The following is a 25,643-nucleotide window of genomic DNA, read 5'->3' on the forward strand; positions in this document are numbered from 1 at the left end:
TTGGGCCGGCGACAGTCCGGCAGCTTCAAGGGCATGCCCAGTGGACGGTCCGCCGCACATGTGCTCCATGGGGCGGCAACGAAGTGATGGGGAAGAAGTGAAGCGTGTTTTTCGATTGCTCGCCGCGGCGGTCGTGGCGTCCGCGGTGAGCGGTTGCACCAGCATTTCCTACTTCGCGCAATCGCTGGAGGGTCATGTGCGGATCATGGCCGCGCGCAAGGACGTCGGAAAGCTGATCAAGGCCCCTTCGACACCTCAGGCATTGCGCGCCAGGTTGACGTCGGCGAGCGCTATCAGGCGGTTCGCGACAGACGAGCTGGCACTGCCCGACAACAGCAGCTACCACAGCTATGTCGACATCCACCGGGACGCGGTGACCTGGGCCGTTTTTGCCGCTCCGCAATTCTCGCTCACGCCAAAAACATGGTGCTTTCCGGTTTTCGGCTGCGTTCCGTACCGGGGCTACTTCGATCGGAAATCGGCAACGGAAAGCGCTGTCGAACTTCATCGGCTGGGGCTGGACGTCTATGTCACGGGCGTCACCGCGTATTCCACGCTGGGCTGGTCGAGCGACCCGCTGCTCAGCACCATGCTCCGCCGGGACGATACCTATCTGGCAAGTCTCATCTTTCATGAACTGGCGCATCAGCGCCTCTATGTGAACGGCGATTCCGCATTCAATGAGGCTTTCGCGGTTGCCGTCGAGGTGTCAGGCACAAGAAAGTGGCTCCGCGCGGCCGGCGATCGCGCCGGACTGCGCCGCTACGAAGCCGATCGCCGGCGCAGCGCCGATTTTCTCGGACTGGTGTCGAAAACGCGCGACGAGTTGAAGCGGGTTTATCAAAGCTCCCGCACCCCGGCTGAGATGGCGGCGGCCAAGGCGGCCACGCTCGACACGCTGCGGATGCGCTACCGGCAAACGCGCGACGGACGCTGGGCCGGATACCGGGGATACGACGCCTGGTTCGATGCCCCGATCAACAACGCAAAGCTCGCGGCGACCGCTGTCTACGGCGAACAGGTTCCGGCGTTTCTTCGCTTGTTCGACCTGTGCTCCGCCAATTATCCGAGGTTCTACGCTTCAGTCCGGCGGATCGCGGATTTGCCCGGACCGGCCCGTGCCGAAGCGCTCAAGGCCGTGGCCACGTGTGATTGACGACCAGAAAGGCGGACTTCGCAAAAGGAGATCACAGCGCTGTCACCAAGCCAGCTTATCCGGTCATCGGAGATGAAACATTCGGATGACACGCCTTGAAACCGCCTCGCCGGAGGGCGATCCGGAAATACGAAATGTGCCTTCGGAGACGACCATGCTTGAGCGGACAGTCAGCGCCTTGCCCCACGGGGATCAGCCGAAGAAACAGGATCTGTGGCTGAGTGAATTCGAGATCGTCCTGCGCGACCATGTCATCCCGAACGGGGCTGTTAGGATCGTAGACGGCCGCATCGCCGAGATCCGCGACCAACCTGTCGAGAACGCCGACTTGTCGGGCGGCGGCCGCCTGCTGCTGCCGGGCTTCATCGACATGCATGGCGACATGGTGGAGAAGGAAGTCGAGCCGCGCATCGGCGTGCACGTGCCGATGCGGATCGGCATCGCCGAACTGGACAAGAAGCTCGCCTCATGCGGCGTCACCACGGCCTATGCGGCGCTCTCCTTCATCGGCGCCAGCGTCACCAGCGGCGTGCTGCGCTCGGAAGACCATACCTCGGCGATCATCGACACCATTGCCGGGATGAAGGACGACCTCCTGGTCGATCATCGCATCCATGCCCGTTTCGAAGTAACCTTCGCGCCGGCCATCGCCATGCTGCAAAAGCTGATGGACGCCGGCAGGCTGCACCTGATCTCGCTGATGGATCACACGCCTGGGCAGGGGCAGTACCGCGACGTCGAACTCTATATCGCCCGCATCGCCAAGGAACGCGGCATGTCCGTCGCCGCGGCGTCCGAGGTCGTCGGCAAGCGCATGGCCGGTCGCGAAGACCAGGGCGATGTGCTCAACGCGCTGCAGGACCTGTCGGCCCGCGCCAGGGCCCGCGGCATCGTGCTTGCCTCGCATGACGACGACACGCTGGAAAAGGTCGAACTCGTCCACGGCCTGGGCGCCGCACTCAGTGAATTCCCGGTAACCCTGGAGGCGGCACGCGAAGCCCGCAGGCTCGGCATGCACACCGCAATGGGCGCGCCAAACGCGCTGCGCGGAGAGTCCTATTCCGGCAACCTTTCCGCCCGGCAGGCTTATGAGGCAGGGCTGCTCGACATGCTGGCCAGCGATTATCACCCGGCCTCGATCCTGCCGGCCATTCTCGGTCTGGCGGAGCTGCGCGACGGCGGCCTGGCGAGAGCGGCGGCGCTGACAAGCGCCAATCCGGCCGCAGCCCTCGGGCTCACCGATCGCGGCGCCATCGAAGCTGGGCTTCTGGCCGATCTCGTTGTCGCGGACCGCCAGCCGGTGCCACGTGTGCGCGCCACCTTCCGCGCCGGCCGCATGATCTACGGCGATGGTACCCTTGCGCCGGCGCGGAAAGCCCAACGCGTTGGTCCCGCCCCGTCCGAGCGGCTACCAGCCGCCTAGAGCCGGATGACCGCTTCACACTTTTCGGCATCATGCTTTAGGGTCGCGCTAAACGTCGAGTACGACCATCATGCCGCGCACCTCGGCCATCTCCAGCAGCATGTCCTGCAGCGTGTCGACGGTTGGCGCAACACCGGTTGTCGCCAGCAGGTCGGCGATGCTCTCTTTCATGGAAAGGGCCGCGGCTCCGGTTTTCTCCGAAAGCAGCAGTGCGATCGCCGCGCGGATAAGCGCATCCTGGTCAGGCATGATTCCCCTACATGCGGTGAGAACGGCACCATTTTTCTTTCATGCTGCGTGCCTTTCCGCAACTTATGAGAGCATTCATTCACGGTTGCAAGTCGCGTCGCTGATGTTCGGGTGGCCGACGTTCGGGTGATTGACCCCCGCGAGCGACATGCCGCTATGGTCGGGCTCAATGGCGGCGAGCAGGGCCAGCGGCACTTCGTGCCGACGGAGCCCGATGAAAGCCCTGCCTTCCACCATCACCGGCAAGTCGGTATCTCTGTCGAAAATGGAATACGTGCCTGTCGGCTCGTTCAGGATCTCGAAACGGTCCAAATCGCAAACCTCACCTTCCCTTGAGGGGCTAGTAACGCTCCCGTTCATCAGGAAGTTGCATAAGATTTTTTACCGCGCGCGCGACTAGGCTCGCGAAAAGCCCTGGAAGCCACCGAGGCGCTGATCATCCTCCCGGCATCGACATCAACATCAAGGTGGCTTCGCACCGTCCTCGTCACGGGTGGGAGCCCTGAACCGCCTCGGACTGGCGACCCATCAGCAGATAGAATGCGGCAACATGCGTGATCATCAGCAGCGGCACATAGATGATCGGGATCGCATAGGCGGCGCCCAACTCTCCTGCCAGATCGGGAAGGCCGAGCTGGACCCCATGATAATAGTCGACGACGATGTCGACGCTTCCCACGAGGTTGAAGGCGACCACGAGTGGCCAGAAGACCGAGGGAGCCCTTGCGGTCACAAGCGCCAGCATGGCCAGCAATCCGGTGGCGAAGTCCGCGTAGGCGGCGAAGACCGTGAAACCGGCGGGCAGATTGGGCCCGACGACTCCCGGAAGGATGAAGACAAGCCCGAAGAAGCGGAAACTGTGCAGCGTGGCGATGGCGCGTTGCGCCTCGAGGCGGTCCATCGACTTGAGCCTCGGCCAGACATAATGGCCGAAGCACAGCAACCATGGCACGTAGCCCAAGGCGAGATGAATATCGAAGATCATTGCCGGCGACATTTGCGCCTCCTCTCAGGCCTTGCCCGGAATGGCTTCGAAGACGGCGGTCAGGATGCCCAGCCGGCCTTCGCCGAGATTGCGTCCAAGGTTGGCGGCGAGCCCGGCGAAGTCCGGCCCCATGACGACGCCGAGATTGAGCGAAGGGGGCGGTCCGGACGTCCGCAACTGCGAAAACCACGCCTTGCCTGCCTCGGTGTCGTCTTGCCACACCAGGGTTTCGAAGCCTGCCCGCTCGATCCGCGCCCGCGTTTCAGCCGCGGTGAGCAAGAAACTCTCCGCCGGGCTTCGTGCCCAGGGAACGGGATAATGAGGCTCGCCGCCATTCAACACGACATCATAGGTGGCAAACCGGCCGCCCGGCTTCAGCACCCGCCTGATCTCGCCATAGAGCCCTTCCCGGTCGGCGATATTCATCGCCACGTGCTGCAGCAGCACGACATCGAAACGGCCGTCATCGAAGGGAAGCGCCAGCGCGCTGGCGGCCTTGAATGCCACCTGTGCGCCCAGTCCCATTCGTTCAGTCAGGTAGTCCGCCGCCTCGACGAATGGCTCGCTGAGGTCGACACCGGTCACCCCGCAGCCATAGGACGCGGCCAGGAAGCGGGCCGGCCCGCCAAGCCCCGACCCGACATCGAGCACCATCGTTTCCGGGCCGATCCCCGCCAACCCGGCAAGCTCGGCGGTCGCCGCGAGCCCGCGGGTGTGGAACTGGTCGAGCCCGGCCAATTGATCCGGCATGAGCCGCTGGTCCTCTGGTCCGAGGGCGGCCAGCGCCACCTTGAGGCGCTCGGTCAGGCCGCTGGCGCGATAGTGGGCGCGCACGCCGTCGAGATTGTCTGTCATTGCTGGTTCCTCTGCTTGTGTCCTTGCCGAAGACATAGGACCGCTTTCGAACCGCGACTATCCGCGATAATGTCGATGCGTCATGAAGCAGAACTTCACAGTCAGGCAGGGCGCGCTCGACGGTGTCGAGTCTTTCCTGAGCGTGGCCCGGCACCGCAACTTCCGCAAGGCGGCCGCCGAGCTCAAGGTGACGCCGTCGGCGATGAGCCAGGCGATCCGCACGCTCGAGGCACGCATCGGCGCCGCGCTCTTCGTCCGCACGACCCGCAGCGTCGGCCTGACCGAAGCCGGCGAGCGCTTTCTCTCGCGCGCGGGACCGGCATTCGAGGAACTGATCGCCGCGAGCGAAGTGGCGCGCGATCTCGGCCAGCGGCCGACCGGACTGCTGCGCCTCTCGGTGCCACCGTCGGTGGTACCGATCCTGCTGGAGCCGCTCATTGCCTCTTTCTGCCAGGCCTATCCGGAAATCGAGCTGGAGATCGTCGCCAGTGGCGAACTCGTCGATCTTGCCGCCGAGGGCTTCGATGCCGGCATCCGGCCCGGCGAGTTTGTCGCCGCCGACATGATCGCGATACGCTTGACGCCGCCGCTGCCATTCGTGGTCGTCGGCAGTCCCGATTATCTGCGCGACCGCACGCCGCCGCGGCGCATCGAGGATCTGCGTGGCCATGCCTGCCTGCGCATGCGCCGCTCGAACGGATCGATCGCGCCCTGGCCCTTTGTCGACGGCAACAAGTCGGTCGAGGCCATCGTCTCCGGGCCGCTGATCGCGCATGATTATCCGACGCTTCTGGGCGCGGCGATGCAAGGGGCCGGGCTTGCCCAGGTGCCCCGACCGCTCGCCAGCGTGCCGGTCGCCGATGGCCGGTTGCAGGAGGTGCTGAAACCGTTTGCCGTGACCTTGCCGGGCGTTTTCCTGTACTATCCGGGGAAGCGTCAGGTCCTGCCCAAGCTGCGCGCCTTCATCGACCATGTCAGGCGTCGAGGCGACGCCGAGGCACGCGGCTGAGCCACCTGGCCCGCAACGAATTGCGATTGGCTCTTGCCGAAGCCGGCGGCCGCCTCCATCCATGGCGCTCGATCCAGCGACCGTCCGGGACCGATGATGAACGACGCCAGCCTTCACCTCGTCGAAGCGACGATCGACCAACTGCGCCGCGCACTTGATGACGGCCTCGTCACCAGTGTCGAACTGGTCGCGACCTATCTCAGGCGCATTGCGCATTTTGATCGCCATGGCATCGCGCTCAATGCCGTCCCCGTGCTCAACCCGGACATGTTCGAGGAGGCCGCCGCTTCCGACCAGCGGCGTCGCGCGGGCACCTTGCTCGGCCAGCTCGACGGCGTCCCCTACACCGCCAAGGACAGCTACAAGGTCAAAGGCCTGACGGTCGCCGCCGGCTCGCCGGCCTTCGAACAACTCGTCGCCAACGAGGACGCCTTCACCATCGCCCGGCTGCGTGCCGTCGGCGCGGTGCTGATCGGCCTCACCAACATGCCGCCCATGGCCAACGGCGGCATGCAGCGCGGCGTCTATGGCCGCGCCGAAAGCCCATACAATGCCGACTATCTGACCGCCGCCTTCGCGTCGGGCTCCTCCAACGGCTCAGGCACCGCGACGGCGGCCAGCTTCTGCGCCTTCGGGCTCGGCGAGGAGACCTGGTCGTCCGGCCGCGCGCCCGCCACCAACAACGCCCTGGTCGCCTACACGCCCTCGCGCGGCGTCATCTCCGTGCGCGGCAACTGGCCCCTGGTGCCGACCATGGACGTGGTGGTGCCGCATACGCGCAGCGTGCCAGACATGCTGGAACTGCTCGACATTATCGTCGCCGACGATCCGGAAACGCGAGGCGATTTCTGGCGCGCCCAGCCCTGGGTCGCGTTGCCGAAAAGCTCCGTGACGCGCCCGCCCCGCTATACGGATCTGGCGCTGGAGGGGTCACTCAAGGGCAAGCGGCTAGGCGTGCCCAGGATGTATATCGGCCGGGATACAGAAAACGACCGCCCAATCGAAACCCGCGCCTCGGTGCTTGCTTTGTGGGAGCAGGCGGCGGCGGATTTGCGACGGCTGGGCGCCGAGGTGGTCGAGGTCGATTTTCCCGTCGTCTCCAACTACGAGCGCGACCGGCCCGGCACGCAAACCATGGTCGAGCGCGGGCTGGTGCCTGAGGATTTCGCCGAGCGCGAACTCTGGGATCTCTGCATCTGGGGCTGGGACGATTTCCTGCGCGCCAATGCCGACCCTGCCCTGCCCGATCTCGCCTCGGTCGACGGCCCGAAAATCTTTCCGCGGCCGCCGGGCACGCTTGCCGACCGCTATGACGGCGGCTTCGATCTGTTGGAATATGTCGAGCGGGCAAAGCTCGGCGTCAGGCCCTTGGCCGACATCCCCACGATCGAAGACGGCATCAGGGGGCTTGAGGCAACAAGGCGCATCGACTTCGAGGACTGGCTCGACGCCAACCGCCTCGACGCCGCCGTGCTGCCCGCCGCCGCCGATGTTGGCCCGGCCGACGCCGACATCAATGAGGTGTCAGCCGACCTTGCCTGGCGCAACGGCACCTGGGTCGCCAACGGCAATCTGGTCTGGCGCCATTTCGGCATCCCGACCGTCACCGTGCCGATGGGCACGATGGCCGACATCGGCATGCCGGTCGGCCTCACCTTCGCCGGCAAGGCCTATGACGACGAAAGGCTGCTGCGCATGGCCGGGGATTACGAACGGTCGACGCAGCGCCGCACCCGCCCGCCGCGCACGCCGGAACTGGCCGACGATGTCTTTTCGCGCAACCGCGCCCAAGCAGGCGATGGCAAGGCGCCTGCGCCCGCCATCAAGCTTGCGGCCGAGGCAATCAATTCGGGCGATGAGGACGAGGTCGCCATCACCCTCGAAATGGTTGGCGAAACAACTGAAACGGCCAGCATCAAGGTCCATGTCAATGGGCAGGCCGTTGAGATGCAGCAAAACGGCACGCGGTTCACCGGGCGGGTGCTTGTCCCGACCGCCGAGCATCGGCGGTTTCATAGTGTCTGGCGCGGCTCGTACGGCTCGATCGTGACTGCGGTGGTGCGGCTGGACGACGGGCGCGCCGCCGGCGCGTATGCGGTTGCCGGCGGGATTGGGTGAATGCCGGCCGCTACGAGGGCAGCGAAGCCAGCCATTCTTCCCAAAACTCCTGTTGCAGGTGCACGAAAACAGGCACCACGTCGGGACCATCATCGAATATGTCGACCAGATCGGTGCTTTGAGGAAGTTGCCCGATCTTCACCTTGCAGGCAATCAATCCGCGGCTTCTCTCCATCACCGTGCTTTCGGGATAGACGTTGGCACTTGCTCCGTAACAGAAGGGCAGCAAACCATCGACTTCCAGCTCTTGGCGGATCTGGAACAGGGCTTCGAAAAAGTCTTCCTCATCGGCCTTGATCACCTTGTCCCGATAGCGGCACGTCAAACTGCAGACGGTGCCATCGACGTGCAAAGTAAATACGGCTTGCTCGTCGTCACCAATAGAACCTCCACCAATCAGGAACACAGTGCACTGTTCGACCATTCCCACCCCCCATGCTTTCCGTATAGTAGTGCGATAGCCTTCGACCAGGCAACGCTTCATCAGCGACCGCGTTGCCGGCCGGTATAGCCTGATCGAGATTTAACGCTTTGCGGCATCGGCAAGGTGTGAGCGGATCGTTTCCAGCTTGTCTTGCGACAAGCCGGCGATGAGAGCTTCGTCCATATGCCCTGCGAGAATCAGACGGGTAAACACGTCAAGAAGCTGGGAGTAACGGTAGTCGAACATCCAGTCGATCTTCCGTCGCTGTTCACGCAAAAAATCCTCGACCTCCCACATCTCCGAAGGTTGCGTCGCTGCACTGGCCCTGCTCTTGAACTCGGCCATCATCTTTGCCAGCGCCAACTCCAGCGCCGCATCGAACGCCCGGCGCGCGATCTTCTTTTCGGACGCTGACCAGCTATCTCGCCTGTCCATGACCGTCTCCGCGCATCTCCTCCGACCCTAGCCCCCGGAACTTCATGAAACCGCGCTTACGGCTAGCGCGCCGCCCAGAGCAAACCGCGCTCGACAATCCGCGCCATTTCCGGCACGGCGAACTCATCCGCCGTGTGTCCAAGCGAACTGTAGAACACCTTCCCCGCCCCGTATCTGCGCTTCCAGACGACCGGCATGACGACGCCGCCGATGCCCGGGAAATGCGCGTCGGTGAAGGTGGTCGTCGCCAGCACCTCGTTGCTCGGGTCGACATGCATGTAATATTGCTCCGACCGGTAGGCGAAATCGCTGATGCCGCTGGTGATCGGATCGTCCGGCCGGGTGATGACGACACGATAGTCGATGATGTCGCCGGGATGCGCGACCCATTGGCCACCGGTCATCAACTGGTAGTCGGGCTCGTTGCGAAAACTGTCGCCCATCGTGCCGTGAAAGCCGCCAAGCCCGCTCCCCTGGCGAACCGCCTGGGTCAGGTTCTTCAGTTCGGCTTTTTCGATCGTCGACATCGTGATCACAGGCACGATGAGATCGAATGAAGCAAGGTCCGGATCGGCGAACATCGCCGTGCCGTGGCCGAGCGTCACCACGAACCCGTTGCGCTCCAGCATGTCGCGCACGACATTGGCGCTGCGCTCAGGTGTGTGGCCTTCCCAGCCGCCCCAGGCAACCATGGCCTTCTTCGGCATGCCGTGCATCTCCCTAGACCTGTCCGCGGTGGCCGATGGTTACACGGCGCGGCCCTCAGCGCCACCCCAGCGCCGGCGCGACATGGGTCAGGATCGCCTCGATGACATGGGCGTTGTAGTCGACGCCGAGCTGGTTGGGCACGGTGAGCAGCAGCGTGTCGGCCTCGGCGATCGCCTCGTCCTGCGCCAGTTCCTTGATCAGCACATCGGGTTCGGCGGCGTAGCTGCGGCCGAAGATCGCGCGCGTGTTTTCCTCGATGAAGCCGATCTGGTCGCGGCTCTCATTGCCGCGCCCGAAATAGGCGCGGTCGCGGTCGTCGACCAGCGCGAAGATGCTGCGGCTGACCGAAACGCGCGGTTCGCGCTCATGCCCGGCAGCCTTCCAGGCCTCGCGATAGATGCGGATCTGCTCCGCCTGCTGGACATGGAACGGCTTGCCGCTCTCGTCGAATTTCAGCGTCGAGCTCTGCAAATTCATCCCGAGCTTCGCCGCCCATTCCGAGGTGGCGTTGGTGGCCGCGCCCCACCAGATGCGCTCGCGCAAGCCCTCCGAATGCGGCTCGAGCCTGAGCAGGCCGGGCGGGTTGGGAAACATCGGTCTTGGGTTGGGCCGCGCGAAGCCATCGCCGCGCAGCGTGTCGAGGAAGACCTCGGCGTGATGGCGCGCCATGTCGGCGTCGCTTTTGCCTTCCTGCGGCGCGTAGCCGAAATAGCGCCAGCCGTCGATGACCTGCTCGGGCGAGCCGCGGCTGATGCCCAGTTGCAGCCGCCCGCCGGCGATGATGTCGGCCGCGCCCGCGTCCTCGGCCATGTAGAGCGGGTTCTCGTAGCGCATGTCGATGACGGCCGTACCGATCTCTATGCGGCTGGTCCTGGCGCCGATCGCCGCCAGCAGCGGGAACGGCGAGGCGAGTTGGCGGGCGAAGTGATGGACGCGGAAATAGGCGCCGTCGGCACCGAGCTGCTCGGCCGCCACAGCGAGATCGATGGATTGCAGCAGCGCGTCCGATGCCGACCGCACCTGCGATTGCGACGAGGGCGTCCAGTGCCCGAATGACAGGAAACCGATTTTCTTCATGGGCCTGAAGTATATGCGCGCGGCACGTGCTTCAATGGCGAAAGCGCGGGGTTACACACCGTCGCCCTCCCGACACTGAAAGTTCGTACTAGCAAGGCACTAAGGGGTTGACCGCTGTGGAGGATGGGATGCTCAGGGGAATCCGCATCGTCGAGATCGAGGCGCTTGGGCCGGGGCCCTTCGCCGGCATGCTGCTCGCAGATCTCGGCGCCGATGTCATCGTCGTCCACCGCAAGTCGATGCCAGGCGCGCCTGAGCGCTCGCTGCTCGATCGCGGCAAGCGCTCCATCGCGCTCGACCTGAAGAACGAAGACGACGTGGCCGTGCTGATACGCCTGATCGCCACCGCGGACGGGTTGATCGAGGGGTTCCGGCCCGGCGTCATGGAACGTCTCGGGCTCGGCCCGGAGGCCTGCCTCGCCGTCAACCCGCGCCTCGTCTACGGCCGCATGACCGGCTGGGGTCAGGACGGACCGTTGGCCGCCACCGCCGGGCACGACTTGAACTATATCGGCCTGTCGGGTGCGCTCTGGTACGCCTCCTTGCCCGGCGAGCCGCCCATGGCGCCGCCGACGCTTGTCGGCGACATAGGCGGCGGCGCGCTCTATCTGGTGATCGGCATGCTGGCCGCGATCATGAACGCACGCACCAGCGGCGAAGGCACGGTGGTCGACGCCGCGATCGTCGACGGCTCCGCCCACATGATGAACCTGCTGATGTCGCTCGGCCAGTCCGGCGCGCTTGCCGCCGGGCGCGGCCGCAGCCTACTCGACGGGCCGCATTGGTGCCGCGTCTACCGCACCGCCGATGGCGGCTTCATCGGCGTCCAGTGCGTCGAGCCGAAATTCTACGCGCTCTTCCTCGACAGGCTTGGCCTCGCCGCCGATCCGCAATTCGCCAGCCAGTTCGATCGCGATCTCTGGCCGGAACTCGGCGACCGGCTGGCGGCGATCTTTGCCACGAAACCTCGCGACGAATGGGGCAAACTGTTCGAAAGCTCCGACGCCTGCGTCGGCCCGGTGCTTGGTCCACACGAATCCGCCCTGCATCCGCACATGTCCGCACGCGGCACATGGCTGACAGCGAACGGCGTGCTGCAGGCGGCGCCAGCGCCGCGCTTTTCCGGATGGGAACAAAAGACGTCGGCCAAAAGCCCGGCGCGCGGCGAACACGATGCCGAAATCCGCGCGGGCCTGGCGGGACCGTGATGGCATCGTGCCAGGCTGTGCCGGTGTTCGCCGGTCACCTGCGGCTTACCACCGAGACGATTGGCGGATAGGACAAGGTTCATGGCGGTTCGACCGATCCTGAGATTCCCAAATCCCCTCCTCCGCGCCGTGGCGGAGCCTATAGACCTGTTCGACAGCGATCTGCACGGTTTGGCCGGCGATCTCATCGACACCATGCACGCGGCACCTGGGATCGGCATCACCGGCCCGCATATCGGCATCTTGAAACGCCTGGTCGTCATCCAGCTTCCTTCCGCAGCAAAGCCGGGTCTCTACGCAAATCCATCTGTCATCCAGGCGTCGACCGAGATGATCCGTCATGCGGAAGGCAGTGTTTCGATGCCCGGCTTCACCGAGGACATCGAGCGGCACGCCCGCATACGCGTCCGCTATCAGGACCTGGATGGCAACGAGCGGTTCGAGGACGCCGAAGGTCTGCTGGCGGTTTGCCACCAGCATGAGATCGATCAACTCGACGGGCTGTTCTGGACGCAAAGGCTGATGCGCCTCAGGCGCGACCGGTTGATCAAGCGCTACGGCAAGCTGATACGACCCTCGTAGACGCTACCAATCACGCCCGCAGCATGTCCGCGCCGGCAGAGCGGATCACCTTCGCAACGTGCCGGCCCGCCGGCAGGCGGGGCTCAGCCGATCATTTCCCGCAGTGGTGATCGTTGATCTTGTTTATCGCAAAGCCGTCCGGTCCTGTCCGGTCGTAGGAGCAGGCCCCGGCGGCCGTCGTGAACAATTGCTGGTCGTAATAGCGCGGGCCGCCGAACAGGAAATCGATGAGATCGTCGCTGGCTGGAACATAGCGTTCCTGTTCTTCGTGGTGGTGCCGATGCCTGGCCCCGGCGAATGCCGAAGAGGACATGCCGAAGCCCATTGCCAGGGCAACAGCGCAGATCGCTAACCGTTTGGTCGTCATCGGCAAACCCTTCTGTTTGGATTTCATCTTATATCCAAATCGTCAGGTGACGAAAAGTTCCTGAGCAACGGTGTCGCCACAGCGCATCAAGGCCGCCCTTCGCGGGCCGCCTTACCTGAATTTCGCCACACCCTCAGTCGGTCTGGATCCAGATGGACTTGGTCTCCAGATACTCATGCAGATGCTCGACCCCGCCCTCGCGGCCATAACCCGACATCTTCATGCCGCCGAAAGGCACGGCCGGGTCGATGGCATGGTACATGTTGACCCAGACCGAGCCGGCCTTGACGCGGCGCGCCAGCTTGTGCGCGGTGCCGAGATGGCTGGTGAAGATGCCGGCCGCCAGGCCATAAGGCGTGGCATTGGCGCGTGCGACGGCCTCGTCCAGCGTGTCGAAAGGCATCGCCGAGATCACCGGCCCGAAGATCTCCTCGCGCGCGATGGTCATGGTGTCCGACACCGCACCGAAGACGGTCGGCGCGATGAAATTGCCGCCATCATAAAGCTTGCCCGTCAGCCGCGAGCCGCCGGCAACCAGTTTGGCGCCCTCGTCGCTGCCGGCCTTGATGTAGCCTTCCACCTTGCCGGCTTGCCTGGCATTGATGAGCGGCCCGATCTCCGTCTCCGCCTCGATGCCGTGCCCGATGCGCAGCCTGCCGGCGAACTCGGCGAGCCGACGCACGAACTCGTCATGGATTTCGCGCGCCACGAACAGCCGCGAGCCGGCAATGCAGATCTGGCCCGAATGCACGAACACCGCCATCGCCGCGACCGGAACCGCCTTGTCGATATCGGCATCGCGGCAGACGATGATTGGCGACTTGCCGCCGAGCTCCAGCGAAACGCGCTTGAGATTGGCCACGCCCGCCCGCGCGATCGCTTGACCAGTAAGCGTCGAACCGGTGAAGACGATCTTGTTGACGTCGGGATGTTCGGCGAGCCGCGCACCCGCTTCGGCCCCCGTACCGGTGACGATGTTGACGACGCCGTCGGGGACACCGGCTTCCTGCATCAGCCGGGCGATCAGCAGCGGCGTCAGCGAGGCATCTTCCGAGGGTTTCAACACGATGGTGCAGCCCGTGGCGAGCGCCGGCGCGATCTTCCAGATCGAGGCCGCGGTCGGCGCATTCCAGGGAATGATCGCGCCGACGACGCCCACCGGCTCGCGCCTGGTGAAAGTGACGATCTCGCCGGGAATGGAATTGTCGATCGCCTCGCCGTGCAGCGCGGTTGCCATGCCGCCATAGAAGCGCAGCATGCCGATGACGCGGCGCCGGTTGGCCAGCGTGCGCGTGATCGGCAGTCCCATGTCGAGCGTGTCGGAGACGCTGAGCTCATCCCAATGGGCCTCGAACAGGTCGGCGACCCTGAGCAGCACGCATTGCCGCTCATAGGGCGAGAATTTCGACCAGGGCCCTTCGAACGCCGTACGCGCTGCCGCCACCGCCGCGTCGATATCGGCGGCTCCGCCACGCGGCACGGTCGCCAGCACCTCGCCGGTCGCCGGGTTCAGTGCCTGCATCTCCTGGCCGGACCGCGCCGCAACCCACTTGCCGCCGATGAACATGGGCCGGAATTCGCCGTGGTAGAGCGTCGTGGCCGTCGCCCTGGGGTCGAAATTCACCGTCATCTCTTCCTCCTCACGAATTCCGTGGCGACTATTACGCCCGGCGCGGGCGACATCCAACAAGGAAGGTTAAAAAGGCGGGTGGCGGCCTCGACGAGCGGCGCTTGCGGACGTCTCACCCGGCATGATCCAAAGCCGCTCGCAATGCGTAATGCGTACAATCTGTATTGTTATATGGTCGTGACCTCTGTCGTCGCGATTTCGCAGGTTGGAAGTCGCGATCTCCTCATGCGTCCGTTCCCTCGTCGGTCGGTTCGTGGATTGATCACATGGAACGGGACCGAGCCGGATGACGATATCAAACCCCGCACCGATCATCGTGCTGTTCCGAAACGACCTGCGTGTTTCTTGAAAGCACGCCGGCGTGGCCATGAGATCGATGTCGTCGGTCTGAATGCAGCCAGCGGCACCATGGTCGACCGTTACGGGGCTCACGTCAGTCCAATCAGTCCCGCCGTGGCGCAAAACCACTAGAGCGGTTCAACGTTTGATAGAATCGCTGAACCGCTCTAACTCCTTATCTCCACGCAATTCCGGACGGAAAACCGCTACGCACTTTTCCTGGAATTGCTATAGGCACGGACGCGTTCCGCGTCCGGCAATGCACAAAGCAGGAACCCGATTCAGACCCCGAGGTATCTTTTGAGGATTTCCGGCGTCGACCTGATCTCGTCGGCCGGTCCTTCATGCACGACGTGGCCGTTGTTGATGATATAGGCGCGGTGCGCCAGGGCCAATGTGGCGGCGAGATTCTGTTCGACCAGAATGATGGTCAGGCCATCCGCCGCCAGCTTTTGGCAAGCCTCCATGAGGTCGCGGACGATCACCGGCGCCAGGCCCTCGAAAGGCTCGTCGAGCAACACGATCTTGGGGTCGCGCACGAGCGCGCGGGCGATCGCGAGCATCTGCTGCTCGCCGCCCGAAAGGTCGGTGCCCCGGCTGCGGCGGCGTTCCGCCAGGCGCGGAAAGATGCCGTAGACCCGGTCGAGTGGCCACTTGTTGGCTGCCGTCAGTGTCGCCAGCACGATGTTTTCCTCGACATCGAGACTGCCGAAAATGCGCCGGTCTTCCGGCACGAGTTGCATGCCGCGCCGGGCGATGGCGTGGGCGGGACGCCCGGCCACGTCCTCGCCGTCGAAAAGCACCATTCCCGTGCGCGGACGCACCAGCCCCATCAGGCTTTTGAGCGTGGTGCTCTTGCCGGCGCCGTTTCGGCCAAGCAGCGCGACCACTTCATGCGCTTCCACGCGCAGGTCCACGTCGAAAAGGATATGGGAATCGCCATAGTAACTGTTGAGCGATTTGACCTCGAGCAAGCTCATGCTTCGTGCACCCCGCCGAGATAGGCCTCCTGGACGGTGACGTTGTTCTTGATCTGCTGGGGCGTTCCCTCCACCAGCACGGCGCCTTCGGCCAGCACCGTGATCTGTTCGGCCAGTTCGAAGATGGCGTCCATGTCATGGTCGATGACGACCATGGTTCGTCCCTGACGGATCGATTTCAGCAATTGGACGGTCTCCGCCCGCTCTTGCGGGCTCATGCCGGCGAGCGGTTCGTCGAGCAGCAGGAGGCTGGGCGAGGTCGCCAGGGCAAGACCGATTTCCAGACGCCGCTTCTCGCCATAGGCCAAGCCCGAGACCGGCACATCCGCACGCCGGGAAAGATTGACGAGCGTAAGCACTTCCTCAACCCGCTCATCGAGGCCCGGCACATTCTCGACCCTGTGCAGCATGTCGAGGCGAAACGGTCCGCGCAATTCCGCAACGACGGCGATCGTCAGATTTTCGCGGACGGAAAGACCGCTGAAAAGCTGATTGACCTGGTAGCTCTTGGTCAAGCCAAGTTGGCAGACCCTGGTGACGCCGAAGCCGGTTATATCCGAGCCGTTGAAGACGATGCTACCGCTGCTGGGCTGGATTTCGCAGGTCAGCATCTTGAAAAAGGTGCTCTTGCCGGCGCCGTTCGGTCCGATGATGCCGCGCAACTCGCCGCGCCGGACGGTGAAGTCGATGCTGTCGTTGGCAACCAGGCCGCCGTAGCGCTTGCTCAAGGCCCTGGTTTGCAGGATCGGGTCCGCGGCGTCCGACGCCGCCGACAGCGAGCGTGCCGCCACCATCGGGCGGGACTGCTCAAGGCCGGTCACGACTTGTTCCGGGATCACCCCCGGCTCTTCATCGTCAGCGGTCCGCTTGCCGCGCAGCGACCGCGCCAGATCGACAAAGGCGCCGATGACGCCGCGGCGCAGGAAACAGACCAGCAGCACGAAAATGACGCCGAGCGCCAGCTTCCAGCTCGCACCGAGCCCGAGCGTTCCTTGCAGGAAATCGCGCAGGTAAAGCCATATGGCGGCGCCGACCAGAGGGCCGAACAGGGTTCCGAGGCCGCCTATCACCGTCTGCATCACCAACTGTCCCGAGGTGTCGAAGGTGAAGGCATCGGGCGGCATGTAGCCCTGCATGACACCGAGCAGACCGCCGGCAAGACCGCCATAGGCGGCGGCAATCACGAAGACCAGCAGCTTGTAGCGCTTCACGTCATGCCCGACCGCGGCGGCACGAAGCGGATTGTCACGGATGGCGACCATGATGTGGCCGATTGGCGAAGCCATGATCCGCCGTGCGATGACCATGCCGATCAGAAAACAGGCGGCGAGAAAGCCGTACATGGACCAGCCGCTGCCGACCTTGATCGTGGTGAAGCCAAGATAGAAGGTCGGCGCCGGGACGCCGGGCAATCCGTTCTCGCCGCCGGTGAACGCCGAAAGCGGCGAGTTCTCAAGGAAGAAGAACACCTCCGCGATAGCGACGGTGATCATCGCGAAATAAATGCCGGTGCGCCGCAACGCGATCAGCCCGACGAGAAACCCGACGATCGCCGCGGCGATCGTGCCGATGAGCAGCCCCAGCACGACGCTGCTCAGGCCCGTGCTGGTCAGCAGATATGCCGTCACGAAGCCGCCCGTACCGAAGAAGGCCGACTGTCCGAACGACAGCAGCCCCATATAGCCGAACAGCATGTCGAAACCGATGCCGAACAGGCCCAACACGAGGATGCGGTTCATCGTGTCCTGGGAGAAGCCCAACGACGGCAGCACATAGGGTGCGACCAGCAGCCCGATCGCGGTCAGCACGTCCGGCCACCAGTACTGGAGCGAAGAGGAACGCCGCGCCATGGTCATTCGCGTCCCTGCGAGCCGAGCAGGCCGCGTGGGCTGACCACCAGCACCAGGGTCATGACGGCAAACAGCATGACCTGCGAATAGCTGGGATTGATCATCGAGGTCAGGCTCAGGATTTCGCCGGCGATGAGCCCTCCAAGGACTGCGCCTGGAAACGAACCAACGCCGCCGATGACGACGACGACGAAGGTCTGCACCAGGATGGCTTCGCCGATGTCGGGTGTTATCGGCGCGACCGGAGCATTGACGATGCCCGCGAAGCCAGCGGCCATCGCGCCGATACCGAAAACGATCATGAAAACCCCGTAGACGTCGATGCCGAGCGCATCGACCATGCCGGCATCCTCTATGCCGGCGCGCACGATCAAGCCAAGCCGGGTGCGGTAAAGCACGATGTAAAGCACGACGAGCGCAATCGCCACGATCCCCACCACGGCAAGGCGATAGGTTGGATAGATCATGAAGCCAAGCGAAGTGATGCCGGAGGCCCAGCCGGGGGCCGGCACGTTCAGTGCCAGGCTGCCGAAAAAGTGCCGGACCAGTTCGACGAAGACGATGCCGACGCCGAATGTGACGAGGATCTGATCCTCCTGGGGTCGGCTGTAGAAGTGGCGGATGATGCCGCGCTCCATGACGATCCCGACAATGCCCACGAACAGAGTGCCGGCGATTACCGCGATCGTGTATGAGCCGGTCGCCTGATAGGCCGCGTAGCCGGCATACCCGCCCAGCATGAACATGGCGCCATGGGCGAGGTTGAGAACGCCGAGCGTGCCATAGATGATGGTGAGGCCGGAACTGATCAGCGCCAGAAGGACGCCGAGCACCAGCCCATTGAACATCTGCGAAATGAAATTAGCCCAACTCAGCAAGTCCGTCCCCAATTCCGGCGTCGCGACCACAAAACCCCCGCCCCTCGACGGACAATGCCGGCGACGAGCGGGGTGGTTTTCCGACAGGGCAAGCCAGCCATGCGGCTATGGCTTGGCCCTGCTTTGAATCAGGCTGCGTCACCGAGTTTGCAGCCGAAGGCATCCGGTGCCTGCATCAGCGGCCCGCCGTCGACGACCTCGACGATGTCATAGAAATCGTCCTTGCCCTTCATGTCGGCCGCCTTCTTGCCCTTGACGATAATGACCGGCCGAATGAGCTGGTGATCTTCAGGGCGAAACTTGACCGGGCCGACGGTGGACTGAATCTCGACGCCTTTCTCGTAGGCGGCGATGACGTCCGGCGGATAGAAGGAGCCCGCACGCTCGACCGCATCGGCCCACATGGCGATCTGCATATAGGCGGCGTTGGCGCCCCATTCGGGGTTGGAACCGTACTTCGCGCTGAAAGCGTCGTTGAACATCTTCGCCAGGGGATATTTTTCGTCGTTGGCCAGCGTCCACCAATAGTCGGTGCCGGCATAGACTCCGGCCATCGTGTCGGGATCCACCTGCTCGGCGATGAACGGCGTGTTGTAGGGCATGACCAACGTCATCTTGTCGAGGATGCCGAACTGCTTGGCCTGTTTGATCGACAGCACGGCGTCGCGGCCGAAATTGATGTTGACGATCACGTCCGCCCCGCTGTTGGCGACGTTGAGCAGATAGGTCGAGAAATCCGTCGTCCCGAGTGGCGAAATCTGATTGGTCGCCACCGTCCATTCGCCCTGCTTGCCGAGAGCCTCTTCCATCGATTGCCGGACGGTGTGGCCATAGGTGTAGTCGGGTGTCAGGAAAGCGATCTTCTTTCCCTTGCCTATGTTCTTCACCAGGATCGGCGCGATCGCCTGCGCCGCCGTCTGGGCATAGAAGCATTCGCGGAAGGAATATCGCGTGCAGTCCTTGCCGGTCGTGTCGTTGGAGCCGGAGATGCAGGGCAGGTAGATGACCTTTTCCTTCTGGGCGAGCTTGTTGATGGCCACCGCCACCGCGCTCGAGACCGACCCGGTGATCATCACAGCCTTGTTCTCGCTGATGAAGCGCGATTGCGCCTGCACGGCGGTGTTGGGCTTTGCTTCGTTGTCGGCGATGCCGTACTTGACCTGCTTGCCCAGTACACCCTTCTTGATGTTGGACGAGATCTTGCTCATCAACTCGCTGCCGTTGTTGAGGTGCTCGATCGCGAGCTCGTAGCCCTTGATCTCGTCCTCGCCCTGGGCGGCGTAGGTGCCGGTGCGCGGCACGGCGATGCCGACGAAGACTGAATCGCCCGATGACCCTTCCGGATAAGTGCCAAGCGCCGGATGGTCGGCTGCCTGCGCAGGCAGCATCATGTATGGCGCCAGCAGCGCGCTCCCAGCGGCACCTGCGCCGAGCATCAACGCCTCACGGCGCGAAATCCGGCCTATGCCGGTACGCCCGATTTCGAAACCCATTTCTTCCTCCCTGCCGTTCTGTCGTCCTGTTGGATTTTTACGTGTGCCAACCGCTCGATCTGTTCAGGAGTGGCCGAACCAGTACCGCAGGAAGGGGACGTGGCCGTCAATACAACTTTGGTTGGATATATGTCACTTGATGACATAGTTTCGTCCGGCATGGAGTTCTGCCTTTGTACGGCAGGGGCGGTCGAAACGCCGGCGGCTTCCGCCAAAATGAAACGTCGGGCACCTGCCGAACGGGCGTCCGCCGTCACAAAACCCAGCGGAAGGCGCGCTTGAGTTCCTTGACGCCACCGGCCTCGTACCAACGCCCGTGTGCGATGATCACGCGCTCGGGTTGCCAGTTGATCATGCGGCGAACGGCCGACCGCAATGATTTCTGATGCCGGAAGAAGCTCAATTGCATGTCGAATGGGGCTTTGCCGTCCGGGTCCATAACGCCACCGATTTTCATCAGGGCTCGATAGAACCAGCCATGGATGCGTTTCGGCTCGAAGTTCTCGATCAGGTCCGTGAGGATCAGGGTTCGCGAAGCGCGATGAAAAAATACCGCCTCCGTGAGCACGTCGCCGCTGACGACCTGCATGTCGATTTCGTCCGGCCAGGGCGTATCCTGCCCTGTCAGTTCCATGTCGACGACGACACGGCGCTTGGCTCGCTTTTGCAGGCCGGGTACCGCGAGCACCGTTGCGCCCGGCAAACGGGCTTTCCAGTCCGGCAGCCACCAATAGTGAAGCGAATTCGGTGCGATGAGAAACCGGATTGGCCCCAACGCCTCAACCGCGGCCTGGAGGGCGGCTGTGTGGCGCACGGGCGAATGAAGAACCAGATCGCCGCAACGAAGCCGAACAACCGTCATTCGGGTGGTGAACGGCACTTTCAGCCAGCCGAGGCCGAACTCGATTTCTGGTCCGTCGACAATCCAGACATCCGTGGCCACCGGCTTGAGGACATCGAGCGGCCTATAGGGCTCCAGCCGGTTATGGTCGCGAGAATGGCTATGGGGCGTCACCTGACCGTTCCATGCTTCTCAGGCGCCTGAGGGACTCTGCGAGCAGCGGCTCGTGCTTGGACAACTCCTGGAGGTGATCGGCGGCAAGGCGTTCGAGCAGCGCCGCCCCCTTGTCCGTCATGACGACAAGCACGCTGCGGCGGTCCGTTGAGGATTGCCGGCGCTCGGCAAGGCCGGCGCCGACCAGCCTGTCCACCAGTTGCACCGCGCCATTCGGTTGAAGCAACATCTGCAATGCGAGTTCCTTGATCATGATGGCCCGATCGGGATGCACCCGGATAGCCAGCATCGCCTGGTATTGCTGCGACGTGACTCCAGCCGCCGAGGCGGCAACTTCGCTGAACGCCAAAAACCGGCGAAGCGCAGATCGAAATCCAGCCAGTCCCTGGTAGGCATTCTCATCCAGGCTCCGGGAAGACTCGGAAAAAGCAGGAGGATCGGTCACCGTCACTCTTTTCAATGCTCCCAATATATGTCATTCGATGACATATATATCAAGCTGAGCTTGATCACCCAGCGGGTTCGGTTCGCAAGGTCCAGGCCTTCATCTTTCAGTCCATCCGAGGCGCATCTTTTATGGCACGTGGCGACACAGCAACGCCCAGCAAGTCGAAAACCGGTGAATCAGACAACGGCAAACCTTCCGCGCAAGATGCCTCGCATCGAGCAGGGATGGAAGACCAAGAAAGCCACCGGCTTAGCCTGCTCGTTCTCACCTTGCTCGCACTCGGTCTTGGCGTGGTAACCGGTTTGGGCGCGGTCCTCTTCCGCGATTTGATCGGCCTGCTCCACAATATCTTCTTCAACGGTACGTTTGCGGTGGCATATGACGCGAACGTGTTCACGGCGCCTAGCCGATGGGGCGCGTTCATCATTCTGGCGCCGGTGATCGGCGCCATCCTGGTCACGTTTCTTGTCAGCAATTTCGCGCCCGAGGCAAAAGGCCACGGCGTGCCCGAGGTCATGGACGCCATCTACTATCGGGAAGGTAAAATTCGGCCGATCGTGGCGCTGGTCAAGTCGCTGGCTTCGGCCGTTGCCATTGGCAGCGGCTCGTCGGTTGGCCGCGAAGGCCCGATAATCCAGATCGGATCAGCGCTCGGATCGACATTGGGGCAGATCATCCGCATGCCGGTCGGCCAGCGTATCGCGATGGTCGCCGCGGGCGCGGGTGCCGGTATAGCCGCTACGTTCAACACGCCGATCGGGGGCGTGATGTTCGCGATCGAGTTGATGATGCCCGAAGTGAGTGTGAGCACCTTCCTTCCGGTTGCCATAGCAACTGGCGCCGCGACCTTCGTGGGGCGCTGGTTCATTGGCCAGCAGCCGGCATTTGCCGTGCCGCAATTGCAGGCCCTGACCACGGATGGCAATGCCGTCGTGCTGCTGGTGCTCTATGCCGCCCTCGGCGGGGTGACCGGAGTGGCGGCCGCCGGCTTCATCCGCAGCCTGCATTTTGCCGAGGACTGGTTCGACAAGATTCCCGGACGATACACGCGCCACATACTCGGAATGCTGCTGCTAGGGCTCCTGATGTATGTTCTCTTCGTCACGCTCGGACAGTATTACGTCGATGGTGTGGGCTATGCGACGATCGAAAGCATCCTGGTCGGTCACACCTCTGCCGTATGGCTGCTGGGTCTTTTGTTGGTTTGCAAGGCGGCAGCCACATCGATCAGTCTCGGCTCCGGATCCTCCGGCGGCATCTTTTCGCCTTCGCTGTTCATGGGCGCTACCCTTGGCGGCGGTTTCGCCGCGCTGCTGCAGGCGACAGGCATTCCGATCCCGATCAGCATTCCGGCCTTTGCCATGGTCGGCATGGGGGCGATGGTTGGCGGCGGTACGGGGGCCGTGATGACCGCCATCACCATGACCTTCGAGATGACGCGCGAGTATGACATCGTCATGCCGATGATCCTGGCCGTTGCCACCAGTGTGGGAATCCGGCGGCTGCTTTCGCGTGAAAACATCTATACATTGAAGCTGGTCCGCCGGGGGCGTGCCATTCCCAAGGCGCTGCACGCCAACATGTTCCTGGTCCGCCATGCCCGCGAAGTGATGGATGCGGACATCCTGGTGCTGCAGGCGGAACACAGCTTCGATGGTTTTCTGCGTGAGCATGAAGCCGACGGCAGGCTCCGCCATGTGGTGGTCATCAAGAATGGCCAGATCTTCGGTGTGCTCCGCGTCAACACCGGGCTGCGGCGCGGGCTCGAAGGCGCGCATACCGGTGTCACGCTTGGGGACATCGCCAGCCGCGACTACACGATCGTCGGCGAGAACATGGTCGTCTCCGACGTGATCGAACGCGTCTGGCGGAAGAACGCGTTCATGGCTGTCGTCGTGCGGGGACACGGCATTCCTCGTGAAGACGACGTGGTCGGCGTCATCACGAGGGAGCATGTCGCCAACTCCGTCGCCGACGGCCTGAAAATCTACCCGAGGTGACGCCTTTGGGCGGTCGCAAAGACAATACTCCGGCTGTCCTGCGTCGCTCGAAGGGCCGGGCCAGGTGCGGCGCGCTTCGGGCGCTTCGGGATCTTCGATCAGGCCGCCGACCGTGCCCGGTGGCCGGGCGCCATGACATAGCCGCGGTCGGCGCACGGATGCGCCAGATGCACGCCCTGTTTCACAAAATCGCGACTGGCCTGGAATAAGTTCCGGCCGGCCGCAGTATATGGTGCATCAAGGGGAAATTCGTCCGCACTCCTTGTTTTGGAGAATTCCGGGTGCCCAAGCGCTGCGTCGCCAGTGCTGAAGTGCGGGTTGCCGCTCCCTCCTCCCTGGCTGCTCGCCACCTCCCGCGGAAAGGTGTCGCCAGCCGGAACGACCGAGTTGCTTTCAGGTCATAATCGAAAGGAGAAAGCCATGGCAGACAACCAAAAACTGTCGCAACGTTTCGACGAATACCAACCCTCCAAGACACTCTGGTTCTGGTCGCTGGTAGGCGCCGTCGTGCTGACGATGATCGTCGGCTTTACCGCCGGCGGTTGGACCCTGGCAGGAACAGCGTCGGAAATGGCGAAGACCTCGGCCATCAAGGCCAGGGCGGAACTGGTCGCCAACCTTTGCGTCCAAAAATTCATCACAGCGTCCGATGCGAGCCAGAACCTGGCCAAGCTGAAGGAAACGTCGTCCTACCAGCGGGATGGTTTCATCTCCGACGGCGGGTGGGTCAAATTGGCCGGCATGAAAAAGGCTGCTCCGGGCGCCGCGGATCTGTGCGCGGACAAGTTGGCCGCAATGGATACGATACCCGCTCGCAACGTTTCCCAGAACCAGACGAACGGTTGATGGCAAATACCGGTACCCGGCAGCACGAGAATTTGCCGGGCCTGTCACAGAATTGGAGACAGGCCATGTATGAAGCGTGGTTTTCGAGGCCGGTACCCGTGTCCACCGGCATAGCTGGCGGTATCCAGAACCTTTCCAACGCCAATCAGGCAGTCGATTTGATGACCAGGCACTGGCGCGGCGCAGGAAGTCAAAAGCATCTGGCTGCGCTGCGAGCTGCCGCCAGGCGATGAATGGCGGCGTTTCGGCTGACGTCGCCAGGGGCGCATTTGTCGACGCGGCCCGAGAAGCGCACATGCTCGTGGAGTAAGAGCCCATGAACGAACTGGCGCGTGGCCAAAGGGCAACTCAGGCCATGCGATTGCGAAGCTCTTCACAAGAGAACCGCCTCCGATGGTGCCGGGCGGCGATTGGCCCGATCCCTTCCACATCCGGTGCTGAATGCGAATGAAATCGAGAGCTGCTTTCGGCTTCCCGACGGTCCGCCGGGAGGTCAGGCGCCCCTGGTACGTCGCACCCGTTCGTCTGGTTCTCGCGGCCGCATTGCTTGCGGCATCCGCGACGACGACTGGGATGCGGGCAGAGGCCCGTGTCCTTCCTCTTCCTCTGCCTCGCTTTGTGTCGCTAAAAGCATCGTCCGCCAATCTGCGGGTCGGCCCCGGTGTCGGTTACGGCATTGCTTGGGTTTTCAAGCGGCCGGGTATCCCGCTGGAGATCTATCAGCAATATGGCAACTGGCGCAGGGTAAGGGATTGGGACGGAACCAGCGGATGGATCTATGGGCCGCTCCTGTCAGGGCGCAGGACCGGCATTGTCGCGCCCTGGGCCAAGGACAATGTCGCGCTGCGCAAGAAGCCGACACTTGATAGTCCCATAACCGCCTTGCTCCAACCGCGTGTTCGCGTCGAACTGATGCGGTGCGACGGGCAATGGTGCGCAGTGGAGCTGGGCTCGATGTCCGGCTTTGTCAGGCAAATCGGCCTGTGGGGCATTTATCCCGGCGAAGTGCTTTAAGATCAGGGGGAAACACCGGTTTGTTCATCCGCGGCCGATGCGACAGGCCGAATCCATCGATGTCACCGGCCATCCGCACCTCCGAAAAAAGCAATAAAACTGGGGCTGTGTCGGAATAGTTTCCGGTTGCGCCCGGTATATGTCCACGGGGGCGAGCTTCAATATCCCCGTCTGCCTGCCGGGCCGGGCAGGCTTCATTCCTGTCCCTTGGCTGTTGGGCCTCCCCTGCTGAAAAGGACCCTCGATGACCTCATCATCCATCGACGAGGAGCCGGATGGCGGCGGGGTAGCGGACATGCGCCACTCGGATCTTCGCGCGGCTCTGATGTTGCGAAACGCCGGCAGCATGCCGCTCGCGCCAAAAACACAAGACGCACTGGCGGCCGTGGCGGCTCGGATGAATATCAGCCTTGAAGATCTCATCCAGATGGCATTGAACGAGTGGTTGGAAGCACGATCGGCTGCCTCCCACGAGCCCAGGGGAATCGCATATGGGGTTTTTGGGCTTGAAATTGGCCTGAGAAGAGATTCTTTGGGAAGGCAGTCCAATGAAG

Annotated in this window: 27 protein-coding genes; 11 read left to right on the forward strand and 16 right to left on the reverse strand. The window is 63.3% G+C overall.

The genetic code is table 11. From position 1 onward, the window contains the following. The first annotated feature begins 97 nt into the window (after positions 1–97). Positions 98–1,156 (forward strand): aminopeptidase, encoded by a 1,059-nt coding sequence (locus LB556_RS27490; protein ID WP_224570718.1) that lies wholly within the window; start codon positions 98–100, stop codon positions 1,154–1,156. 211 nt (positions 1,157–1,367) lie between these two features. Continuing rightward, a complete protein-coding gene (locus tag LB556_RS27495; protein ID WP_224570744.1) occupies positions 1,368–2,579 on the forward strand; it encodes an alpha-D-ribose 1-methylphosphonate 5-triphosphate diphosphatase in 1,212 nt (403 codons plus the stop codon). A 48-nt stretch (positions 2,580–2,627) separates the two neighbouring features. Here the strand turns inward: LB556_RS27495 and LB556_RS27500 are convergent, their stop codons facing one another. From LB556_RS27500 to LB556_RS27515, 4 genes are all read right to left on the reverse strand, one after another. Continuing rightward, positions 2,628–2,828, reverse strand: coding sequence for a hypothetical protein (locus tag LB556_RS27500; protein WP_224570719.1), 201 nt, complete (start codon positions 2,826–2,828; stop codon positions 2,628–2,630). A gap of 75 nt (positions 2,829–2,903) precedes the next feature. After that, a complete protein-coding gene (locus LB556_RS27505) occupies positions 2,904–3,140 on the reverse strand; it encodes a hypothetical protein (RefSeq protein ID WP_224570720.1) in 237 nt (78 codons plus the stop codon). A 175-nt stretch (positions 3,141–3,315) separates the two neighbouring features. Then, on the reverse strand, positions 3,316–3,825 hold the full coding sequence (locus LB556_RS27510) for a hypothetical protein (protein WP_224570721.1): 510 nt from the start codon (positions 3,823–3,825) through the stop codon (positions 3,316–3,318). A 12-nt stretch (positions 3,826–3,837) separates the two neighbouring features. Further along, positions 3,838–4,668, reverse strand: coding sequence for a class I SAM-dependent methyltransferase (locus LB556_RS27515; protein WP_224570722.1), 831 nt, complete (start codon positions 4,666–4,668; stop codon positions 3,838–3,840). A gap of 82 nt (positions 4,669–4,750) precedes the next feature. Here LB556_RS27515 and LB556_RS27520 point away from each other — a divergent pair, with 82 nt between their 5' ends. Together LB556_RS27520 and LB556_RS27525 are read left to right on the forward strand one after the other, a co-directional pair. Continuing rightward, positions 4,751–5,677, forward strand: coding sequence for a LysR family transcriptional regulator (locus tag LB556_RS27520; RefSeq protein WP_224570723.1), 927 nt, complete (start codon positions 4,751–4,753; stop codon positions 5,675–5,677). Positions 5,678–5,773: 96 nt separating this feature from the next. Further along, positions 5,774–7,795, forward strand: a complete 2,022-nt coding sequence (locus LB556_RS27525; RefSeq protein WP_318011328.1) for an amidase — start codon at positions 5,774–5,776, stop codon at positions 7,793–7,795. A 10-nt stretch (positions 7,796–7,805) separates the two neighbouring features. Here the strand turns inward: LB556_RS27525 and LB556_RS27530 are convergent, their stop codons facing one another. The 4 genes from LB556_RS27530 to LB556_RS27545 all read right to left on the reverse strand — a co-directional run bounded on the left by LB556_RS27530 (position 7,806) and on the right by LB556_RS27545 (position 10,439). After that, a complete protein-coding gene (locus tag LB556_RS27530; protein WP_224570725.1) occupies positions 7,806–8,219 on the reverse strand; it encodes a hypothetical protein in 414 nt (137 codons plus the stop codon). A gap of 99 nt (positions 8,220–8,318) precedes the next feature. Continuing rightward, positions 8,319–8,654, reverse strand: coding sequence for a hypothetical protein (locus LB556_RS27535; protein WP_224570726.1), 336 nt, complete (start codon positions 8,652–8,654; stop codon positions 8,319–8,321). Positions 8,655–8,716: 62 nt separating this feature from the next. Beyond that, positions 8,717–9,361, reverse strand: a complete 645-nt coding sequence (locus LB556_RS27540) for a ThuA domain-containing protein (protein WP_224570727.1) — start codon at positions 9,359–9,361, stop codon at positions 8,717–8,719. A gap of 55 nt (positions 9,362–9,416) precedes the next feature. Continuing rightward, positions 9,417–10,439, reverse strand: a complete 1,023-nt coding sequence (locus LB556_RS27545) for an LLM class flavin-dependent oxidoreductase (protein WP_224570728.1) — start codon at positions 10,437–10,439, stop codon at positions 9,417–9,419. Positions 10,440–10,567: 128 nt separating this feature from the next. Between LB556_RS27545 and LB556_RS27550 the strand changes: the two genes are divergently transcribed. Together LB556_RS27550 and LB556_RS27555 are read left to right on the forward strand one after the other, a co-directional pair. Continuing rightward, a complete protein-coding gene (locus LB556_RS27550; RefSeq protein ID WP_224570729.1) occupies positions 10,568–11,647 on the forward strand; it encodes a CaiB/BaiF CoA transferase family protein in 1,080 nt (359 codons plus the stop codon). Positions 11,648–11,728: 81 nt separating this feature from the next. After that, positions 11,729–12,229, forward strand: coding sequence for a peptide deformylase (locus tag LB556_RS27555; RefSeq protein ID WP_224570730.1), 501 nt, complete (start codon positions 11,729–11,731; stop codon positions 12,227–12,229). Positions 12,230–12,320: 91 nt separating this feature from the next. On the opposite strand, the gene LB556_RS27560 is transcribed toward LB556_RS27555, so the two are convergent. The 8 genes from LB556_RS27560 to LB556_RS27595 all read right to left on the reverse strand — a co-directional run bounded on the left by LB556_RS27560 (position 12,321) and on the right by LB556_RS27595 (position 21,232). Continuing rightward, entirely contained in the window at positions 12,321–12,596 is a 276-nt protein-coding gene (locus LB556_RS27560; RefSeq protein WP_224570731.1) for a hypothetical protein, read from the reverse strand. Positions 12,597–12,729: 133 nt separating this feature from the next. Next, positions 12,730–14,226, reverse strand: a complete 1,497-nt coding sequence (locus LB556_RS27565) for an aldehyde dehydrogenase family protein (RefSeq protein WP_224570732.1) — start codon at positions 14,224–14,226, stop codon at positions 12,730–12,732. Between the two features lie 620 nt (positions 14,227–14,846). Further along, complete coding sequence (locus LB556_RS27570) at positions 14,847–15,545, reverse strand: ABC transporter ATP-binding protein (protein WP_224570733.1); 699 nt, start codon at positions 15,543–15,545, stop codon at positions 14,847–14,849. After that, entirely contained in the window at positions 15,542–17,395 is a 1,854-nt protein-coding gene (locus LB556_RS27575) for an ABC transporter permease subunit (RefSeq protein WP_224570734.1), read from the reverse strand. The genes LB556_RS27570 and LB556_RS27575 overlap by 4 nt, the downstream gene beginning before the upstream one ends. Before the next feature lie 2 nt (positions 17,396–17,397). Continuing rightward, complete coding sequence (locus LB556_RS27580; RefSeq protein ID WP_224570735.1) at positions 17,398–18,273, reverse strand: branched-chain amino acid ABC transporter permease; 876 nt, start codon at positions 18,271–18,273, stop codon at positions 17,398–17,400. 128 nt (positions 18,274–18,401) lie between these two features. Further along, positions 18,402–19,766: a substrate-binding protein gene (locus LB556_RS27585; RefSeq protein ID WP_411908621.1), complete on the reverse strand. Its 1,365-nt coding sequence runs from the start codon at positions 19,764–19,766 to the stop codon at positions 18,402–18,404. A 253-nt stretch (positions 19,767–20,019) separates the two neighbouring features. Then, the gene (locus LB556_RS27590) at positions 20,020–20,709 is read right to left on the reverse strand and encodes a DUF4336 domain-containing protein (protein ID WP_224570736.1); all 690 of its coding nucleotides are present in this window, start codon (positions 20,707–20,709) and stop codon (positions 20,020–20,022) included. A 58-nt stretch (positions 20,710–20,767) separates the two neighbouring features. Then, entirely contained in the window at positions 20,768–21,232 is a 465-nt protein-coding gene (locus LB556_RS27595) for a MarR family transcriptional regulator (protein ID WP_224570737.1), read from the reverse strand. 221 nt (positions 21,233–21,453) lie between these two features. Between LB556_RS27595 and LB556_RS27600 the strand changes: the two genes are divergently transcribed. The 5 genes from LB556_RS27600 to LB556_RS27620 form a co-directional block, all read left to right on the forward strand. Continuing rightward, positions 21,454–23,229, forward strand: coding sequence for a chloride channel protein (locus tag LB556_RS27600; protein WP_224570738.1), 1,776 nt, complete (start codon positions 21,454–21,456; stop codon positions 23,227–23,229). Positions 23,230–23,547: 318 nt separating this feature from the next. Beyond that, complete coding sequence (locus LB556_RS27605) at positions 23,548–24,075, forward strand: hypothetical protein (RefSeq protein WP_318011327.1); 528 nt, start codon at positions 23,548–23,550, stop codon at positions 24,073–24,075. Between the two features lie 229 nt (positions 24,076–24,304). Beyond that, positions 24,305–24,385: a DUF982 domain-containing protein gene (locus LB556_RS32095; RefSeq protein WP_411908622.1), complete on the forward strand. Its 81-nt coding sequence runs from the start codon at positions 24,305–24,307 to the stop codon at positions 24,383–24,385. Positions 24,386–24,693: 308 nt separating this feature from the next. Next, on the forward strand, positions 24,694–25,089 hold the full coding sequence (locus LB556_RS27615; protein WP_224570739.1) for an SH3 domain-containing protein: 396 nt from the start codon (positions 24,694–24,696) through the stop codon (positions 25,087–25,089). A gap of 244 nt (positions 25,090–25,333) precedes the next feature. Beyond that, on the forward strand, positions 25,334–25,643 hold a 310-nt coding region (locus tag LB556_RS27620), incomplete at its 3' end, for a hypothetical protein (protein WP_224570740.1).

Origin of the sequence: Mesorhizobium sp. ES1-4, assembly GCF_020164745.1 — a bacterium.
Taxonomy (GTDB): domain Bacteria; phylum Pseudomonadota; class Alphaproteobacteria; order Rhizobiales; family Rhizobiaceae; genus Mesorhizobium.

Coding starts and splice junctions, on each gene's coding strand:
- LB556_RS27500 (WP_224570719.1), bottom strand. CDS start 2,828: ATGCCTGACCAGGATGCGCTTATCCGCGCGGCGATCGCACTGCTGCTT.
- LB556_RS27510 (WP_224570721.1), bottom strand. CDS start 3,825: ATGTCGCCGGCAATGATCTTCGATATTCATCTCGCCTTGGGCTACGTG.
- LB556_RS27515 (WP_224570722.1), bottom strand. CDS start 4,668: ATGACAGACAATCTCGACGGCGTGCGCGCCCACTATCGCGCCAGCGGC.
- LB556_RS27520 (WP_224570723.1), top strand. CDS start 4,751: ATGAAGCAGAACTTCACAGTCAGGCAGGGCGCGCTCGACGGTGTCGAG.
- LB556_RS27525 (WP_318011328.1), top strand. CDS start 5,774: ATGAACGACGCCAGCCTTCACCTCGTCGAAGCGACGATCGACCAACTG.
- LB556_RS27530 (WP_224570725.1), bottom strand. CDS start 8,219: ATGGTCGAACAGTGCACTGTGTTCCTGATTGGTGGAGGTTCTATTGGT.
- LB556_RS27535 (WP_224570726.1), bottom strand. CDS start 8,654: ATGGACAGGCGAGATAGCTGGTCAGCGTCCGAAAAGAAGATCGCGCGC.
- LB556_RS27540 (WP_224570727.1), bottom strand. CDS start 9,361: ATGCCGAAGAAGGCCATGGTTGCCTGGGGCGGCTGGGAAGGCCACACA.
- LB556_RS27545 (WP_224570728.1), bottom strand. CDS start 10,439: ATGAAGAAAATCGGTTTCCTGTCATTCGGGCACTGGACGCCCTCGTCG.
- LB556_RS27550 (WP_224570729.1), top strand. CDS start 10,568: ATGCTCAGGGGAATCCGCATCGTCGAGATCGAGGCGCTTGGGCCGGGG.
- LB556_RS27555 (WP_224570730.1), top strand. CDS start 11,729: ATGGCGGTTCGACCGATCCTGAGATTCCCAAATCCCCTCCTCCGCGCC.
- LB556_RS27560 (WP_224570731.1), bottom strand. CDS start 12,596: ATGACGACCAAACGGTTAGCGATCTGCGCTGTTGCCCTGGCAATGGGC.
- LB556_RS27565 (WP_224570732.1), bottom strand. CDS start 14,226: ATGACGGTGAATTTCGACCCCAGGGCGACGGCCACGACGCTCTACCAC.
- LB556_RS27570 (WP_224570733.1), bottom strand. CDS start 15,545: ATGAGCTTGCTCGAGGTCAAATCGCTCAACAGTTACTATGGCGATTCC.
- LB556_RS27575 (WP_224570734.1), bottom strand. CDS start 17,395: ATGGCGCGGCGTTCCTCTTCGCTCCAGTACTGGTGGCCGGACGTGCTG.
- LB556_RS27585 (WP_411908621.1), bottom strand. CDS start 19,766: ATGGGTTTCGAAATCGGGCGTACCGGCATAGGCCGGATTTCGCGCCGT.
- LB556_RS27600 (WP_224570738.1), top strand. CDS start 21,454: ATGGAAGACCAAGAAAGCCACCGGCTTAGCCTGCTCGTTCTCACCTTG.
- LB556_RS32095 (WP_411908622.1), top strand. CDS start 24,305: ATGAATGGCGGCGTTTCGGCTGACGTCGCCAGGGGCGCATTTGTCGAC.